The following is a 15,308-nucleotide window of genomic DNA, read 5'->3' as shown; positions in this document are numbered from 1 at the left end:
GTGTAGCTGAAGATGTCGGAGATGATCCGCATCGACGGCGCCGGCGGGTAGATGTAGGTGTTGCGGACCATGAACTCCTTGAGGATGTCGTTCTGGATGGTCCCCGCGAGCTGCTCCGGCTTCACCCCCTGCTCCTCGGCCGCGGCGATGTAGAGGGCGAGCACCGGCAGGACCGCGCCGTTCATCGTCATCGACACCGACATCTCGTCGAGCGGGATGCCGTCGAAGAGGGTGCGGGTGTCGTAGATCGAGTCGATGGCCACGCCGGCCATGCCGACGTCGCCGCGCACGCGCGGGTGGTCGGAGTCGTAACCGCGGTGGGTGGCCAGGTCGAAGGCGACGGACAGGCCCTTCTGGCCGGCCGCCAGGTTGCGCCGGTAGAAGGCGTTGGACTCCTCGGCGGTCGAGAACCCGGCGTACTGACGCACCGTCCACGGCTGCGTGGTGTACATCGTCGGGTAGGGCCCGCGCAGGAACGGGCTCAGGCCCGGCCAGGTGTCGAGGGCGTCGAGGCCCTCGAGGTGCTCGGGGCCGTAGATCGGCAGGATGCCGATGCCCTCGGGGCTGGCCCACGGCTCACTGTCGGGAGTCGATCCGGTGGCGGCGGAGGCGCCGCCCAGGTCGAGGCCGGAGAAGCTCTTCGGAACGCTCATCAGGTCAGTGCCTCTCTGGTCCGGGTCAGGAACGCCAACGCGTCCACACCCATGGCGCACGCGTCGTCGGTGTGGTCGGCGGGCTTGCCGGCGATGATGACGCGACTCGCGCCCGCCTCACGCAACGCCGTCGCCGCGGCCTCGCCCCACTCGGCGTACGTCGGGTCGGCGCCGGCCAGGCAGACAACCGCCTGCCCGTCGTACGCCGCCAGCAGTGCCTCGACGGAGTCGGTCGCCCCGGCCACGTCGACCGCGATTCCACCGGCTGCGAACAGGTTGCTGGCGAAGGTGGCCCGTGCCGTGTGGGAGGCGATCGTGCCCAGCGTGGCCAGGAAGACGTGGCCCTCGGGCGGGCTGTCGCGCATCTCCTCGAAGGCAGCACCGTAGGAACGGACGCCGTCGAACGCGCCGTCGGGTGTCCGCTCGGGCAGCTCCTCGGCGAGGTTGGGGAACTCGGTGAGTCCGGTGATCGGGCGCTTGCGGGTGGCGACCTGCTGATCGCGCGCAGCGACCACGTCGGCGATGGCGGCGTCCAGGTCGGCGCCGTCCTCGATCTCGCCGAAGGCGGCCCAGGCCGCGATGGCGAGGTCGTCGGTGAGCTTCTCCACCGCGTACGAGCCACCCGCCGGGTCGGCGACCTTGGCGACGTGCGACTCCGAGACGAGGAGCGCCGAGGTGTTGCGCGCGATCCGGCGACCCAGCGTCTCGGGTGTGCCGAGGGGGCTGTCGAAGGGCAGCACCGTGACGGCGTCGGCGCCGCCGACGCCGGCGGCGAAGGCGGCCACGGTGGTGCGCAGCATGTTCACGTAGGGGTCGTAGCGGCTCATCATCGGCTTGCTGGTCACCGCGTGCAGCCGCATCTCGGGGGCCTCGTCGGCGCCCGACAGCTCCAGCACCCGCGCCCACAGGCGACGCGCGGCACGAAGCTTGGCGATGCCGGTGAACTGCTCGTCGGTGACGGCGTAGCGGAACTCCACCAGCCCGGCTGCCTCGGCCACCGAGAGGCCGGCGTCGGTGAGGGTGCGCAGGTAGCCGGCTGCACTCGCCATCGACCAGCCGAGCTCCTGGGCGTCGGAGGCGCCGCGGTCGTGCACGGCGGTGGCGTCGACGACGAAGGCGAGGATCCCGCGTGCACGGGCGAGCTCGGCCAGCTCCGCGGTCGCCTCGGCAGCGGGGACGCCGAGGTTGGTGCCGGCGTGCAGCTCGACGCCGCCGGCATGGGCCACGAACGCCTGGGCGGTCGCGGCCGGGTCCGCCGTCGCGTCCAGCACGACGGGGGCGAGGTCGAGGAAGACCCCGTCGAGCAGGAGGGCGAAGTCGGTGTCGGCCCCGGCCGTCAGCCACAGCGAGGACACTCCCCCGTTGAGGTCGACGAGCAGCTCCTCGTTGACCTTCTTCTCGGCTCCGGACGCGACGCCGAGGTGCGCGCGGATGTCCCAGTCGCCCTCGCGGGTCGGGCGACCGGAGGTGGTGAGCCCCTCCAGCATGTCGGGGGTGCCGAGCGGCGGGAGCGCGATCGAGTCGAGCGTGGTCCGGGTCAGCTTGTCCCAGACGAGCGCGTCGTCGTCCTCGTCCGTCATCCGGCGGGCCTTGCGCAGCACGGCCGCGGTCGCCTTCTCCCAGTCCGCGCGGGTGTGGGTGTCCTCGGGCTGCGCGAGGTCGAGCGCTCCCTGGTCCGGCTCGAGGTCGGTGGGCTCGTCCAACCCGCCCTCGACTGGCCCACCCTCGGCAGAGGTGTCCTGTGACGTCATGGTGGGCACCTTAGAAGGCTCGTGAGACCGCGACCACAGAGTGTGACTTTTATGAAACAACCCACACGCGTCAGGCGTCGTCGCTCAGCGGCAGCGTGACGGTGAACGTCGTACCGCCGTCCACGACGCTGGCCACCTCGATCCCCCCACCGTGGGCGACGACGATGGCCTCGCAGATGCCGAGGCCGAGACCCACGCCCGGAGTGTGGCGCTCCCGGGCCGCCTCGGTCCTGAAGAACGGTGTGAACAGCTCCTCCAGGTCCGATTCGTCCATGCCGATGCCGGTGTCGCTCACCTCGATCACCCCGGCCCCAGCGGCTAGGCGCAGGCGCACCGCCACCGTGCCTCCCGTGTCGGTGTACTTGACCGCGTTGGAGACCAGGTTGTCGACGACCTGGCGTACCCGACCGGGATCCACGTCGGCGCGCAACGAGTTCTCGATCGTGCCGTCGAGGCTCACCCCTGCCTGGCGGGCGGACGGCAGCGCCGCCAGGAGCGCCTCGTTGACCAGCTCGCTCAGGTCAATCGGGGTGCGCGACAGCAGGACCGGCCCGGCGCGGTGCTGGGCGGAGTCGAGCAGGTCGGAGACGAGGCCACGCAACCGTCCGGCGTTGCGCTGGATCGCCTCGACCTGACGGGCCGCCCCAGCGCTCAGGTCCTCGTGGTCGACCAGCAGCTCGAGATAACCGATCACCGAAGCCAGTGGGGTGCGCAGTTCATGGGAGACCGAGGCGAGGAAGGCATCGCGGGTCCGGATCGCGCGCATCAGGTCGGTGATGTCGCTGTAGGCCATGGCGGCGCCGTCGAATCCCCCTTCGCTGTCACGCATCGAGCGCGCGGAGACCGAGAGTGCACGTTGCTCCAGCGGGTCGGCGCCGACCCAGATCCGGTAGTCGTCGAACTCGTCTCCTCGAGCCGCGCGCGAGGTCGGCATCTCCTCTGACCGCAGTGCGGTGCTCGCGTCGGCTGCGAACACGGCTCCCAGCTGCCCGGAGACTCCGAGGTGGCCCTCGGGGTAGGCGAGCTTCAACAGGTTGGCGTGGCGCTTGTTGGACTCCTCGAAGCGGCCGTCCCGATCGATCAGCAACAGCCCCACGCCGACCGTGTCCAGGATCGCCTGCGCCGTGCGACGCTGACGGAGGATCTGCTCCAGTGCCTCGGCGAGCTCGTCCTCGTGGTCCCGCTGACGAGTGACGTCCAGGAGCTGGCCGATCACGTAGCGCGGCTCCCCCGAGTCGGTGCGCAGCAGCGCCGCCGACAGGTCGCCCCACAGGGTGGTCCCGTCACGTCGCACGCACCGCTTCGTCAACCGGTAGCTCGCGCGGGTCCCGGCGATCGTCTCGTCGAACAGCGCGACGTGGCGGGCACGGTCGCTCTCGTGGGTGAGGAGCGCGTAGGACCGACCGCGCAGGTCGGTCTCGTCGCAGCGCAGCATCGCGCACAGCGCACGGTTGGCTGTCAGGACCAGTCCGTCGGGGCTCACCAACGTCATCCCGACCGGTGAGTGCTCAGCCGTGAGCTGCCACATGCGCTCGACGTCCATCGCCTCGCTCGTCACCCCAGCTCCTTTCCCGCTGCCGGACCCGAGGTGCCTCACAGTAGTTCGGATGGACGTGACAACCATCGGGTTCGGCCAACTCGTTGTCCCGGTGAGATGCCTGCGGGACGCCCGCGGGATGCCCTGATGGACGAGGCCGATGGTTGACGCTGTGACGGTGAGCGACGTGGAGCGTGGATCCGCCGCGCCCACGTTCGAGGAGTACGTCGCCGCGCGGGGCGCAGCGCTGTGGCGCAGCGCCTGGCTGCTCACCGGCGACTCCCACCGCGCCGAGGACCTGGTCCAGGCCGCGCTGGTCACCTGCTGGCGTCGTTGGGACCAGATCGCCCGGGACGGCGCGGTGGACGGCTACGTACGGCGCGTGCTGGTCACGACGTACACCGACTGGTGGCGACGACGGTGGACCGGCGAGGTGCCGACCGAGGTCCTGCCCGATGGCGCCTCGGTGGGCGCCGACCGCGCGCTGACCGACCTGCGTCACGACGTCCTGGCCGCGCTCGCCACCCTGCCTCGCGGCCAGCGGGCCGTCGTGGTGCTGCGGTTCTACGACGACCTGACCGAGGCTGCGACCGCGGAGACCCTGGGCATCTCCGTCGGCACCGTGAAGAGCCAGACCGCCCGCGCGCTGAAGGCGCTGCGGGCCTCGAGCCTGTTGGAGGAGCACCCATGAACGAGAGCCGGCGCGAGCGCGAGCTGCAGGACCTGTTGCACGGTGTCGTCCCCGACGCGCCCCGGATCGACCCGGCTCCCCTGGTCGCCGCGGGTCGCCGCTCGCGCACCCGCCGCCGGGCCGGGGTGGTGACGGCCGCGGCGGCCGCCGTGGTGCTGGCCGTCGCGACGCCTGCGGTGCTGACCGGCTCGGACGACGGCGGCGAGCTGCCCCAGGTCGTGACGCCGGTCTTCGACCCGCCGCCCGACGAGGTGTACGCCGCCGTCCCGTGCCCGGCGGAGCTGCCGAGCACCAGCAGGTCCAACAAGGTCATTCCCGACCTCGACCGGGTGGTGGGGGCGCGGCTGTGCGGTGACGTCGGCACCTCGCCGATGCACCCGGAGCCCGACCGGGGCCCCGCTCCGTCGTACCCGGCGAGCCCGGACGCCCTGGTCGACGGCGTACCGGATTTCGTCGAGCGCGTGCGGGCCCTCCCGACCCCCGACCCCGAGCGCTGCGCGACCATCGACGGCATCGCGTCGCGCCAAGCGCTGGTCTTCGAGCTGAACGACGGCTCGACCGTCCTGCTGGGCCAGGAGTTCTGCGGCGACAACGAGCTCGACGGCCGCCCGGTCGACGCCTCCGCGGTCGTCCAGTCGTTCCTCGAGGCCCTCGACGCCCAGCGCGACACGCAGTCCTACCAGCTGGGGCTGGACGACCTCGCTCTCGGGTGTGATGCCGACGTCACGCACTCCCCGGCCACGCCGGGCCGCGAGCGGGTCGTCTACGCCGTCGGCTGCACCGAGGACGGCGACGCCCTGATGCTCCGCTCCTCCGGGCTCCCGCTCCTGCGCGCCGCGTGGGACGCGCCGCTCCCGGTGGCCGAGGAGCTGAACGACTTCGGTGAGAACGAGTGCACCGAGCTCGAGACGCGGTCGCGTGACCTCCTCCTCACCACCGACCGCGGCGACGTGGTGCGGCTCTCCGAGAGTCCCTGCGGCGACCTGGGCTACAGCAGCTGGCGGCTGGGTGAGTCGTTCCGCATCCCGGTCTCCTACGACGAGGTCGTCAGCGACCGGCCACTCGAGCTGCCCGCTCCCACGCCGGCGCCCGACCCCTACGACGCCAACACCTGCCCGGCCGAGCCGCCCCCCGACAGCGCCGACGCCGACGTGACCGGCCTGGAGGTGGATGTCGAGGCCGTCGTGAGCGTCACCTACTGCGATGCCTTCGCCACCCCGCCGTCTCCGCTCACCCCGGAGGCGTTCGTGGGCGACGCCGCCACCCTCCAGGAGGCCGTCGCGTCGGTGCGCCCGATGAGCCCGCTCCAGTGCCTCAAGCTGAGCTTCGGGCTCGAGGGCTTCGTCACTGTCACGCTCGCGGACGGCGACGCGTTCTCTGTCGCCTCCGACTGCCGACGGATCGAGATCGCCGGCGCCCGCCTCGCCGCCCGCCAGCTCCCCCAGGTCTTCCTCGCGGCCCTGAACCGGCAGCGCGACCAACGGGCCTACGGCGCGGACGCGGACTACTTCGCGTGCGACCTCGAGGGCCGGACCGGGCCGGTCGATCCCGCTCGCGACGCTCTGGTCCTGGCCGACACGTGCATCAGCGGCAACAAGCCGGCCCTCACGCCGCTGACCCCCCGCGCGCTCGACCTGCTGCGAGCACGCTGGGCAGAAGCGTCACCGATCTCCGACAGCGAGCTCGAGGAGTGCTACACCGCCGCCGACCCGGCGGAGGTCGGCTACCTGACGGTCACCACCGAGCGCGGGGACGCGGTCCGGCTGACGCCCAGCGCGTGTGGATACTTCGTGCCGGAGCCTCCCGGCGCCGCGCTGGATGGCCCGCGGTACGCCGTGCCCGTGACCTTCGAGGAGCTCGGCAACGCCGCCGAGGTGGCGCGACAGCACGACGCCTACGTGAACGGTCCGGACGCCTGACCCGAGCACGACGCTGTGGCACGATCCACCGGTGAAGGTCACCGATCCGGGCGGTCAGACCTGGCGGGTCACCCGCCGGTGGGTGCCGTGGCGCCGTCGCCTCAAGGGCACCCTGGGCAACCTGCCCGACATCTTCTCCAGCGGTCTCGGTGACGACCCGGTCAGCCTGGTCATCGGGGCGGTCCTGCTCGTCCTCGCGCTGCCCTTCCTGCTCCTCGCCCTGGTGGCCGGCCTCGAGCTGCTCCTCCTGCTCCTGGTCTTCCCGTTCGCGCTGCTGGTGCGGGTCGTCCTCGGGCAGCACTGGACCGTCGAGGCCCGCCGGGGCTTCCGGATCCACTGGCAGGACGAGGCCGGCGACTGGCAGGCGAGCGGCTCGCGGATCCACGACGTCTCCGCGGCCATCGAGCGCGGCGAGATCCCGCCGCAGAACGTCGACCTACCAACATCCGAGCCGGATTCGGAGTCGGATTCGCGCTGACCCGTCGCTCATGGCGGACGGGTCAGCGTTCACGCGACGTCCACCAGCGTGTCGTCGGCGCGTCGCGGCGTTGCCGACTGCACGACGGCTCGCCGAGCCACCATCGCGGCATGCGGATCGCTCTGGTGACCGAGACCTTCTACCCCGCCGTCGACGGCACGACCACCACGCTCAAGGCGGTGGCCGACCGACTGGTCGACCTGGGGCACACGATCAAGATCATCACGCCCGGCCCCGGGCTGACGACGTACCGGACGTCCCAGGTGGTGCGGATCAGGCCGCTGGAGCCGACCGGGCCGCAGGTGCGCAGCGCCATCGACGCCTTCGCCCCCGACCTGGTCCACGTCACCTCCCCCGGGTCGCTGGGCCGCAAGGCGCTCAAGCACACCGACCGCCAGGGCATCCCCTCGGTCGTCGTCGAGCAGTCCCCCGTGCTCGACCTCGCCGCCGACTACTGGCGCGCGAAGGTCGCCGACCGCACGGACGCGGTGCTGGTGACCTCGTCGTGGATGGTCGATCGGATGACCGAGTTCGGCGTGAGCTCGCAGCTCTGGCGGCCCGGCGTCGACACCGCCGCCTTCACCCCGGCGCTGCGCGACAACTGGCTGCACGACTCCTGGTCGCGCGCCCGATCGGCGGGTGGACCCCAGGTCGTGGTCGGGTACGTCGGCGGGTTGCACAAGCGGCACGGCGTACGGCGGCTGGCCGAGCTGGCCTCGATCCCCGGCATCCGCCCCGTGATCATCGGCGGCGGCTCGCAGCGCGAGTGGCTGGAGACCCGGCTTCCCGGCGCGAAGGTGACCGGCGCGCTGCCGACCGGCGACCTCACGATCGCGATGCCGACCTTCGACCTGCTGGTCCACCCGGGCGAGCACGAGACCTGCTCCCACGCGCTGCGCGAGGCCGCCGCCAGCGGCGTTCCCGTCGTCGCCCCGCGCTCCGGCGGCGCGGTCGACGTCGTACGACACCTGGAGACCGGGCTCCTCTACGAGCCCGGCGACAACCGCGACTTCCGGCGTGCGGTCGAGGCCCTCGCCGCCGACCGGCACCGTCACCTGCTCGGCAAGCACGCCCGCGACGTCGTCTCCGCACGCTCCTGGACCGACGCCGTCGACGAGCTGGCGACGACGTTCGAGGCGCTCGCCGGACGCCGCTTGCGCCTCTGACGTACTGCTGCCGCGCCTCTGACGAGCCCCTGACCTGCGAGTAAGGGTCGCCTTACCGGACGTATGTCACATGGGTTACGTCACATCCACCCCTTCGTGAGTCGTAGAGTGCTCATCTGTGGCAACGACTACTGGTACGACCGGAGCGAACCCCGGACAGACATTGGTGAAGGGATCGCGTGGCACGCGGTCGACCGTCGCCCTCAAGATCCTCATGGCCCTGAGCGGTCTGGCCTTCATCGGCTTCGTGCTCGGGCACATGTACGGCAACCTGAAGGCCTTCAGCGGCCAGGCGGCGTTCAACGAGTACGCCGAGCACCTGCGTGAGCTCGGCGAGCCGATGCTGCCGCACTCGGGGCTGCTGTGGATCCTCCGCGTCGGGCTGATCGTGGCCCTGGTGGTCCACGTCGTCACCGCCCTGATGCTCACGCGGCGCGCCCACGCGGCGCGCACGCAGAAGTACGCGGTGAAGAAGAACGTCGCCTCCTCGATCTCCTCGCGCACGATGCGCTGGGGCGGGGTGACGATCCTGGTCTTCCTCGCCTGGCACCTGCTCAACTTCACCATCGGGAAGATCAACCCCGCGACCGGCGACACCGGCGACGCGGCGGGAGACCCCTACTCGCTGCTCGTCGACACCTTCGACCTGTGGTGGATGACGATCATCTACCTCGTGGCGATGGTGGCGCTCGGCCTCCACCTGCACCACGGCACCTGGAGCTCGATCCAGACCCTGGGCTTCACCAGCACCGCGGCCTCCCGCGCTCGCGCGAAGGCCGCCGGCTGGATCATCGCCGTGGTCGTCGCCGGCGGCTTCTCCCTCGTCCCCCTGTCCGTCCTCCTCGGCATCATCGAGAAGTAGGAGTCCCCATGGCATCGACCCTCGACCCTTCGGGCACTGTCGCGACCAACACCGCGGCCACCCAGACCTCCGACGACGCCCACGGCTACTACACGCCGGGCGAGCCCCTCGTCGACACCAACGCGCCGACCGGCCCGATCGCGGACCGCTGGACCAACCGCAAGATGGACAACCGGCTGGTCAACCCGTCCAACCGCCGCAAGCTCGACGTGATCATCGTCGGCACCGGTCTGGCCGGCGGCGCCGCCGCGGCCACGCTCGGCGAGGCCGGCTACAACGTGAAGTCCTTCTGCTACCAGGACTCGCCGCGCCGCGCGCACTCGATCGCCGCCCAAGGCGGCATCAACGCCGCCAAGAACTACAAGGAGGACGGCGACTCCACCTACCGCCTCTTCTACGACACCGTGAAGGGCGGCGACTACCGCTCGCGCGAGTCGAACGTCTACCGCCTCGCCGAGGTCAGCGCCAACATCATCGACCAGTGCGTCGCCCAGGGCGTCCCGTTCGCCCGTGAGTACGGCGGCCTGCTCGACAACCGCTCCTTCGGTGGCGTGCAGGTCTCGCGCACCTTCTACGCCCGAGGCCAGACGGGCCAGCAGCTCCTGATCGGTGCCTACCAGGCGCTCGAGCGCCAGGTCGCGGCCGGCACCGTGACGACGTACACGCGTCACGAGATGCTCGAGCTCGTCATGGTCGACGGCAAGGCCCGCGGGATCATCGCCCGCGACATGGTCACCGGCGCCATCGAGACGCACCTGGCCGACGTCGTCGTCCTCGCCTCGGGCGGCTACGGCAACGTCTTCTACCTCTCGACCAACGCGATGGGCTGCAACGTCACCGCCACGTGGCGTGCGCACCGCAAGGGCGCCTACATGGCCAACCCCTGCTACACGCAGATCCACCCCACCTGCATCCCGGTCTCCGGCGACCACCAGTCCAAGCTGACCCTGATGTCCGAGGGCCTGCGCAACGACGGTCGGATCTGGGTGCCGAAGAAGAAGGAGGACTGCGACAAGGACCCGCGCGACATCCCCGAGGAGGACCGCGACTACTACCTGGAGCGGATCTACCCCTCCTTCGGCAACCTGGTCCCCCGCGACATCGCGTCTCGGCAGGCCAAGAACATGTGCGACGAGGGTCGCGGCGTCGGCCCGGTGGTCGGCGACTTCCGTCGTGGCGTCTACCTCGACTTCGCCGACGCCATCAAGCGCCTCGGCAAGGACGGCATCGAGGAGAAGTACGACAACCTGCTCGACATGTACGAGCGGATCACCGGTGAGAACCCCTACGAGGTGCCGATGCGGATCTACCCCGCCGTGCACTACGTCATGGGCGGCCTGTGGGTCGACTACAACCTCGAGTCCAACCTCGAGGGCCTGTTCGTGACCGGCGAGGCGAACTTCTCCGACCACGGCGCCAACCGCCTCGGCGCCTCGGCGCTGATGCAGGGCCTGGCCGACGGCTACTTCGTCCTGCCGAACACCATCCGCGAGTACCTCGCCGACGGCCCGTTCGAGAAGGTCTCCGAGGACCACCCCGCAGTCGTCGAGGCCCGTACGTCGGTCGAGGCCCGCATCGACAAGCTGATGTCGATCAAGGGCAACCGCTCGGCCGACAGCTACCACAAGGAGCTCGGGCTCATCATGTGGGAGTACTGCGGCATGGAGCGCTCCGAGGACGGCCTGCGCAAGGCGATCGACATGATCCGCGAGCTCAAGGCCGACTTCTGGACCAACCTCAAGGTCCTCGGCACCGCCGACAGCCTCAACCAGTCCCTCGAGAAGGCCGGGCGGGTGGCCGACTTCATCGAGCTCGGCGAGCTGATGTGCATCGACGCCCTCAACCGCCGCGAGTCCTGCGGTGGTCACTTCCGGGCGGAGTCGCAGACCGACGAGGGCGAGGCCCTGCGTCACGACGACGAGTTCGCCTACGTGGCGGCCTGGGAGTTCGGCGGCGAGGGCGGTCAGCCGGTGCTGCACAAGGAAGACCTGATCTACACGGCCATCGAGATGAAGCAGCGGAGCTACAAGTGAGCGAAGCGAGAGAGCGCATCGGCCCGCACTCGGGCACCCACCGCGACCGTGCGGTCGAACTGCGAGCGAACAAGGACAACCAGTGAACCTCACTCTCAACATCTGGCGCCAGGCCAACGCGACCGCCCAGGGCGCGATGCACACCTACCAGCTGGGCGACGTCTCGGAGGACATGAGCTTCCTCGAGATGCTCGACGTCCTCAACGAGCAGCTGCTCGCTGCCGACGAGGACCCGATCGCCTTCGACCATGACTGTCGCGAGGGCATCTGCGGCTCGTGCGACCTGATGATCAACGGTCAGGCGCACGGCCCCGAGGTCACCACGACCTGCCAGCTGCACATGCGCTCGTTCAAGGACGGCGACAACATCACGATCGAGCCGTGGCGCGCCGACGCGTTCCCGGTGATCAAGGACCTGATGGTCGACCGGTCGGCCTTCGACCGGATCATCCAGTCCGGCGGGTTCATCTCCGCCAACACCGGCTCGGCCCCCGAGGCCAACGCCGCGCCGATCCAGCGCGACAAGGCCCTGCGCGCCTTCAACATGGCGACCTGCATCGGCTGTGGCGCCTGCGTGGCGGCCTGCCCCAACGGGTCGGCCTCGCTGTTCATGGGTGCCAAGATCACCCAGCTCGGCCTGCTCCCCCAGGGTCAACCCGAGCGGGACAGCCGGGTCATCGGCATGGTCGGCCAGCACGACGCCGAGGGCTTCGGGGGGTGCACCAACATCGGCGAGTGCACGGCCGCATGCCCCAAGGAGATCCCGCTCGACGTGATCAGCCAGCTCAACAAGGACCTGCGTACGGCGATCAAGAACGGTCACTAGGCGCCTCAGCACCCGCTGCGGCGCCGAGGCGCCGCGCCAGCCGTTCGAAGGCCTCCCCGAGCTCCGGGGGGCCGTCGACCGTCATGGGGTGCGGATGGGCGCTCAGGCGCAGCACGGTGGTGTCCAGGTTGCGCGTGGTCAGCCGCAGCCGGGTCGTCTCGTCGTCCACGCGCTCGCACAGGGCCACGTGGCGAGCGAAGTGCGGCTCGACGTCGGCGAGCGGCGCGTGCACCAGCACCGCCACGTCGTACTCGGTCCACGACATCGCCAGCGACCGCTCGACCGCCGCGGTCACGTCCAGGGCGGCAGGGGCTCGGAACTCCTGCTCGAGCACGTCGACCCGCTCGATCCGGTCGAGGCGAAAGGTCCTCCGGGCGCGGCGCAGGTGGCACCACCCGTGGACGTAGGTGTGGCCGCGCAGCACGACCACGCCGTAGGGGTTGATCTCGCGGCTCGTCGGCTCGCCCCGGTCGGGGCGGTGGCGGACACGCACGACCCGACGCCGTACGACGCCGGCGGTGAGCGCGGTCAGGATCGCGGGGTCCGGGGCCCCGACGGCGAACGGACCGCGCCGTGGCGGCGTCACCGCGCTGAGCACGCCCGCCACGCGCTCGGACACGTCGCGTGGCAGGGCACGCACGAGCTTGGACAGCGCCGCCTCGCCCGCGCTCATCCGTTCGTCCGCCGGGCCGTTGACCACAGCCAGTGCGAGGGTGATGCTCACCGCCTCGTCGGTGGTCAGCGTCAGGGGCGCCATCCGGTAGCCCGGCTCGAGCCGGTAGCCACCACCGCGCCCCCGCTCGGCCGCCACGGGGATGCCGAGGTCCTGCAGCACGGCCACGTAGCGCCGTACGGTCCGCTCGCTGACGCCCAGGTCGTCGGCCAGACGAGGCGCGGTGAGGCCGGGGCGCTCCTGGACGCGCTCCAGCAGCGCCAGCACCCGCCCCGCCGGGCTGCCGGTCACCAGGGAAATCCGGTCGGGAACTGTCCGGTCACCCGCCTAGCGTAGGGGCCATGAGCGACACCGAACAGACACCGAGGACCACAGCCCTGCTCGTCGTCGACGTCCAGCACGGCAACACCGCCGAGGCCTGGGACCGCGACGGTGTCGTCACCCGGATCGGCGACCTGATCGCCCGCGCCACGGCCGCCGGCACTCCGGTGATCTGGATCCAGCACGAGTCCGGACCGTTCGTCCCAGGCTCGGACCCGTGGCAGATCGTCGAGGCCGTGCGCCCCGGCGCCGACCAGACGGTGATCGGCAAGCAGCACCTCGACGCCTTCGCCGACACGACGCTGCGCGCCGAGCTCGACGCCCTCGGTGTGGGCGCATTGGTCATCTGCGGTGCCGCCACCGACGCCTGCATCCGGACCACGACGATGCGGGCCCTGGTGGAGGGCTACGACACGACGTTGGTGGCCGACGGCCACACCACCGACGAGGGTCCCTGGGAGCTCCCACTGCCGAACGGCGAGATGGTGCCGGTCGGTGCCCGCGAGATGATCGCCTACACCAACTTCTTCATCGAGGACACGACGTATCCCGGTGTCACGACCGCGGTGCTGCCGGCCGCCGAGATCAGCTTCTCCTGAACGCCTTCCACCCGAGGCGACCGAGCGCCCCGGCGATGGCGAAGTTGACCACGATCAGCACGGTATGGGCGATCCAGTAGCCGGCCGCACGGTCCTCACCGCGCTCGTAGGCGGCATACAGGTTCTTGGCGAACGTGCTGAACGTGACGACGTTCCACAGCGCGACACCGAGCAGCAGGGCGGCGTGCTTGCGTTCGAGCTTCATGAGGGGTCCTTCTTCTTCAGGGCTGCGACGAGTGCGAGGGCGGCGGCGCTGCCGGCGGCGAACGGCGCCACCCACGTACGGCGGGGGCCTGCGGGCTCGACGAGCGCCACGGCCGATTCATGGCGGGCGGCCAGGGCGGGCGTCGCCGGCCCCTGCACCGGCGCCGGCGGCTCCTGCTCGGCCTCACGCCGCTCGCGCGACTCGGTGGTCGTGTAGGCCCAGGTGGCGGCGTAGAGGATGAGCCGGGAGAAGTAGTTGATCCAGACGACCAGGATCAGCGCGATCCCGAAGGCCTGGAACGCCGGCTGGTCCTTGGTGGAGGCGAGCAGGAGGGTGGAGATCTGCTTGAGGACCTCGAAGCCGACAGCACCCAGGAGCGCCCCCTGCCACAGCGAGCGATGGGGCGGCTCCGGCTCGGCGAGCAGCCGGAAGACGGAGTAGAACAGCACCGAGTTGGCCGCGAGACCGAGCACGAGCGCGATGACCCTGACCAACCAGCTGAAGTCCTCGTTGAGGTTGAGGTAGCCGAGGATGTCCTCCGAGAAGCCGCTGACGAATCCGGCGACGGCCACCGAGACGATCAGGACCAGCCCGATGGTGGCGAGGGTGACCAGGTCGCGCAGCTTGCCGATGACGAAGGACGGCCGCTCACGCGCCGGCGTCTCGAAGACCGTCAGCAGGGCGTCACGCAACGCCGAGACCCACGCCAGCCCGGAGTAGAGCACACCGGCGAGACCGATCAGACCGGCGAGGCCCGAGAAGGTGCGGATGTCCTTGAGCGAGATCTCGCCCTCGTCGTCGCCGACGATGTTGGGCAGCACCGAGTCGATGGCGGTCACCAGGTTGTCCCGCGCCTCGGGGTAGATGTTGGAGACCAGGCCGACCACGAAGAAGGAGAGCGCCAGGACCGGGAAGAAGCTCAGGAACGCGAAGTAGGTCACCGCCCCCGCCTGCTGGCCTGCCTTGACCGAGCCGTAGTGCTCCTGCATGCGCAGGACGTGGTCGAACCACGCATAGCGCTCCCGCAGCGCCGCGAGTCGTTGCTTCACCGAGCGTTCCCCCCTGGTCAGACGTTTCGTCAGCGGTTGCCCAGGGCGAAGTCGCGCGTCGGGCGCCAGCCATGGTCCTGGTCGTGCACGTACAGGTGGAAGCCGTCGACGGGGAACTCGCACTCGAAGTCGGCGAGCTCGTCGAAGGCCTGGTCCAGGGCGCCCTCGTCGAGGTGGTGGGCGATCGTGACGTGCGGGTGGTACGGGAAGGCCAGGTCGACGTCGAGCGGCCCCCGTCGTACGGCGTCGGCGAGCAGCTCGCACTGGCTGATGCCCTCGACGAGCGTCACGAAGACCACCGGAGAGACCGGACGGAAGGTGCCGGTGCCGCGCAGGTGGACCGCGAAGGCGTCGACCTCGGTGGCGACATCGGCGAGGTGCGACTCGATCTCGGCGAGCTCACCCTCGATCTCCGTGGGGGGCACGAGTGTGATGTGGGTCGGGATCATCGCCGCCGTGGAGTCGCCGACTGCCGCCCGGTAGTCCTGCAGCTCGGTGGCCCAGGGCTCCGGGATCGCGACGGCTACCCCGATCGTCGGCATGGC

15 protein-coding genes are annotated in these 15,308 nt (G+C 70.6%); 8 read left to right on the top strand and 7 right to left on the bottom strand.

The window, feature by feature from the left end; all coding sequences use genetic code 11:
* From Q1K33_RS13955 to Q1K33_RS13945, 3 genes are all read right to left on the bottom strand, one after another.
* The coding region (locus tag Q1K33_RS13955) for a methylmalonyl-CoA mutase family protein (protein ID WP_300404968.1) at positions 1-653 on the bottom strand (653 nt) is incomplete at its 3' end.
* The gene (locus Q1K33_RS13950; RefSeq protein WP_300404965.1) at positions 653-2,404 is read right to left on the bottom strand and encodes a methylmalonyl-CoA mutase family protein; all 1,752 of its coding nucleotides are present in this window, start codon (positions 2,402-2,404) and stop codon (positions 653-655) included. The genes Q1K33_RS13955 and Q1K33_RS13950, both read right to left, overlap by 1 nt.
* 70 nt (positions 2,405-2,474) lie before the next feature.
* Complete coding sequence (locus Q1K33_RS13945) at positions 2,475-3,947, bottom strand: PAS domain-containing sensor histidine kinase (RefSeq protein ID WP_300404963.1); 1,473 nt, start codon at positions 3,945-3,947, stop codon at positions 2,475-2,477.
* Between the two features lie 172 nt (positions 3,948-4,119).
* Between Q1K33_RS13945 and Q1K33_RS13940 the strand changes: the two genes are divergently transcribed.
* The 7 genes from Q1K33_RS13940 (at position 4,120) to Q1K33_RS13910 (ending at position 11,916) form a co-directional block, all read left to right on the top strand.
* Positions 4,120-4,632: a SigE family RNA polymerase sigma factor gene (locus Q1K33_RS13940; RefSeq protein ID WP_363319715.1), complete on the top strand. Its 513-nt coding sequence runs from the start codon at positions 4,120-4,122 to the stop codon at positions 4,630-4,632.
* Positions 4,629-6,551, top strand: a complete 1,923-nt coding sequence (locus tag Q1K33_RS13935; RefSeq protein ID WP_300404962.1) for a hypothetical protein — start codon at positions 4,629-4,631, stop codon at positions 6,549-6,551. The genes Q1K33_RS13940 and Q1K33_RS13935 overlap by 4 nt, the downstream gene beginning before the upstream one ends.
* A gap of 31 nt (positions 6,552-6,582) precedes the next feature.
* Positions 6,583-7,029, top strand: coding sequence for a hypothetical protein (locus Q1K33_RS13930; protein WP_300404960.1), 447 nt, complete (start codon positions 6,583-6,585; stop codon positions 7,027-7,029).
* 110 nt (positions 7,030-7,139) lie between these two features.
* Positions 7,140-8,195 (top strand): glycosyltransferase, encoded by a 1,056-nt coding sequence (locus Q1K33_RS13925; protein WP_300404958.1) that lies wholly within the window; start codon positions 7,140-7,142, stop codon positions 8,193-8,195.
* Between the two features lie 118 nt (positions 8,196-8,313).
* Positions 8,314-9,057 (top strand): succinate dehydrogenase cytochrome b subunit, encoded by a 744-nt coding sequence (locus tag Q1K33_RS13920; protein WP_300404956.1) that lies wholly within the window; start codon positions 8,314-8,316, stop codon positions 9,055-9,057.
* A gap of 8 nt (positions 9,058-9,065) precedes the next feature.
* Entirely contained in the window at positions 9,066-11,090 is a 2,025-nt protein-coding gene (locus Q1K33_RS13915; RefSeq protein ID WP_300404954.1) for a fumarate reductase/succinate dehydrogenase flavoprotein subunit, read from the top strand.
* A gap of 82 nt (positions 11,091-11,172) precedes the next feature.
* Entirely contained in the window at positions 11,173-11,916 is a 744-nt protein-coding gene (locus Q1K33_RS13910) for a succinate dehydrogenase/fumarate reductase iron-sulfur subunit (protein ID WP_300404952.1), read from the top strand.
* On the opposite strand, the gene Q1K33_RS13905 is transcribed toward Q1K33_RS13910, so the two are convergent.
* Positions 11,900-12,880 carry a YafY family protein gene (locus tag Q1K33_RS13905; RefSeq protein ID WP_300404950.1) on the bottom strand — a complete coding sequence of 327 codons (981 nt, stop codon included), beginning with the start codon at positions 12,878-12,880 and terminating at the stop codon, positions 11,900-11,902. The two genes, Q1K33_RS13910 and Q1K33_RS13905, sit on opposite strands and share 17 nt — an antisense overlap.
* Positions 12,881-12,930: 50 nt before the next feature.
* Between Q1K33_RS13905 and Q1K33_RS13900 the strand changes: the two genes are divergently transcribed.
* Positions 12,931-13,509, top strand: coding sequence for an isochorismatase family protein (locus Q1K33_RS13900; RefSeq protein ID WP_300404948.1), 579 nt, complete (start codon positions 12,931-12,933; stop codon positions 13,507-13,509).
* Here the strand turns inward: Q1K33_RS13900 and Q1K33_RS13895 are convergent.
* From Q1K33_RS13895 to Q1K33_RS13885, 3 genes are read right to left on the bottom strand one after another with little or no spacing between them, the layout of a single operon-like run.
* A complete protein-coding gene (locus tag Q1K33_RS13895) occupies positions 13,496-13,714 on the bottom strand; it encodes an SCO4848 family membrane protein (RefSeq protein ID WP_300404946.1) in 219 nt (72 codons plus the stop codon). The genes Q1K33_RS13900 and Q1K33_RS13895 overlap by 14 nt on opposite strands.
* Positions 13,711-14,763, bottom strand: coding sequence for a YihY/virulence factor BrkB family protein (locus Q1K33_RS13890; RefSeq protein WP_300404944.1), 1,053 nt, complete (start codon positions 14,761-14,763; stop codon positions 13,711-13,713). The genes Q1K33_RS13895 and Q1K33_RS13890 overlap by 4 nt, the downstream gene beginning before the upstream one ends.
* A gap of 29 nt (positions 14,764-14,792) precedes the next feature.
* Positions 14,793-15,305 (bottom strand): 2'-5' RNA ligase family protein, encoded by a 513-nt coding sequence (locus Q1K33_RS13885; protein WP_300404942.1) that lies wholly within the window; start codon positions 15,303-15,305, stop codon positions 14,793-14,795.
* Positions 15,306-15,308: the final 3 nt, after the last annotated feature.

The organism is Nocardioides sp. (assembly GCF_029937575.1).
Lineage (GTDB): Bacteria > Actinomycetota > Actinomycetes > Propionibacteriales > Nocardioidaceae > Nocardioides.
This window is presented reverse-complemented; position numbering and strand designations above follow the sequence as displayed.

Bases quoted from the DNA above. Each gene is read 5' to 3' on its own strand.
- Q1K33_RS13925 (WP_300404958.1), top strand. From the start codon at position 7,140: ATGCGGATCGCTCTGGTGACCGAGACCTTCTACCCCGCCGTCGACGGC.
- Q1K33_RS13950 (WP_300404965.1), bottom strand. From the start codon at position 2,404: ATGACGTCACAGGACACCTCTGCCGAGGGTGGGCCAGTCGAGGGCGGG.
- Q1K33_RS13900 (WP_300404948.1), top strand. From the start codon at position 12,931: ATGAGCGACACCGAACAGACACCGAGGACCACAGCCCTGCTCGTCGTC.
- Q1K33_RS13935 (WP_300404962.1), top strand. From the start codon at position 4,629: ATGAACGAGAGCCGGCGCGAGCGCGAGCTGCAGGACCTGTTGCACGGT.
- Q1K33_RS13895 (WP_300404946.1), bottom strand. From the start codon at position 13,714: ATGAAGCTCGAACGCAAGCACGCCGCCCTGCTGCTCGGTGTCGCGCTG.
- Q1K33_RS13945 (WP_300404963.1), bottom strand. From the start codon at position 3,947: ATGGACGTCGAGCGCATGTGGCAGCTCACGGCTGAGCACTCACCGGTC.
- Q1K33_RS13915 (WP_300404954.1), top strand. From the start codon at position 9,066: ATGGCATCGACCCTCGACCCTTCGGGCACTGTCGCGACCAACACCGCG.
- Q1K33_RS13885 (WP_300404942.1), bottom strand. From the start codon at position 15,305: ATGCCGACGATCGGGGTAGCCGTCGCGATCCCGGAGCCCTGGGCCACC.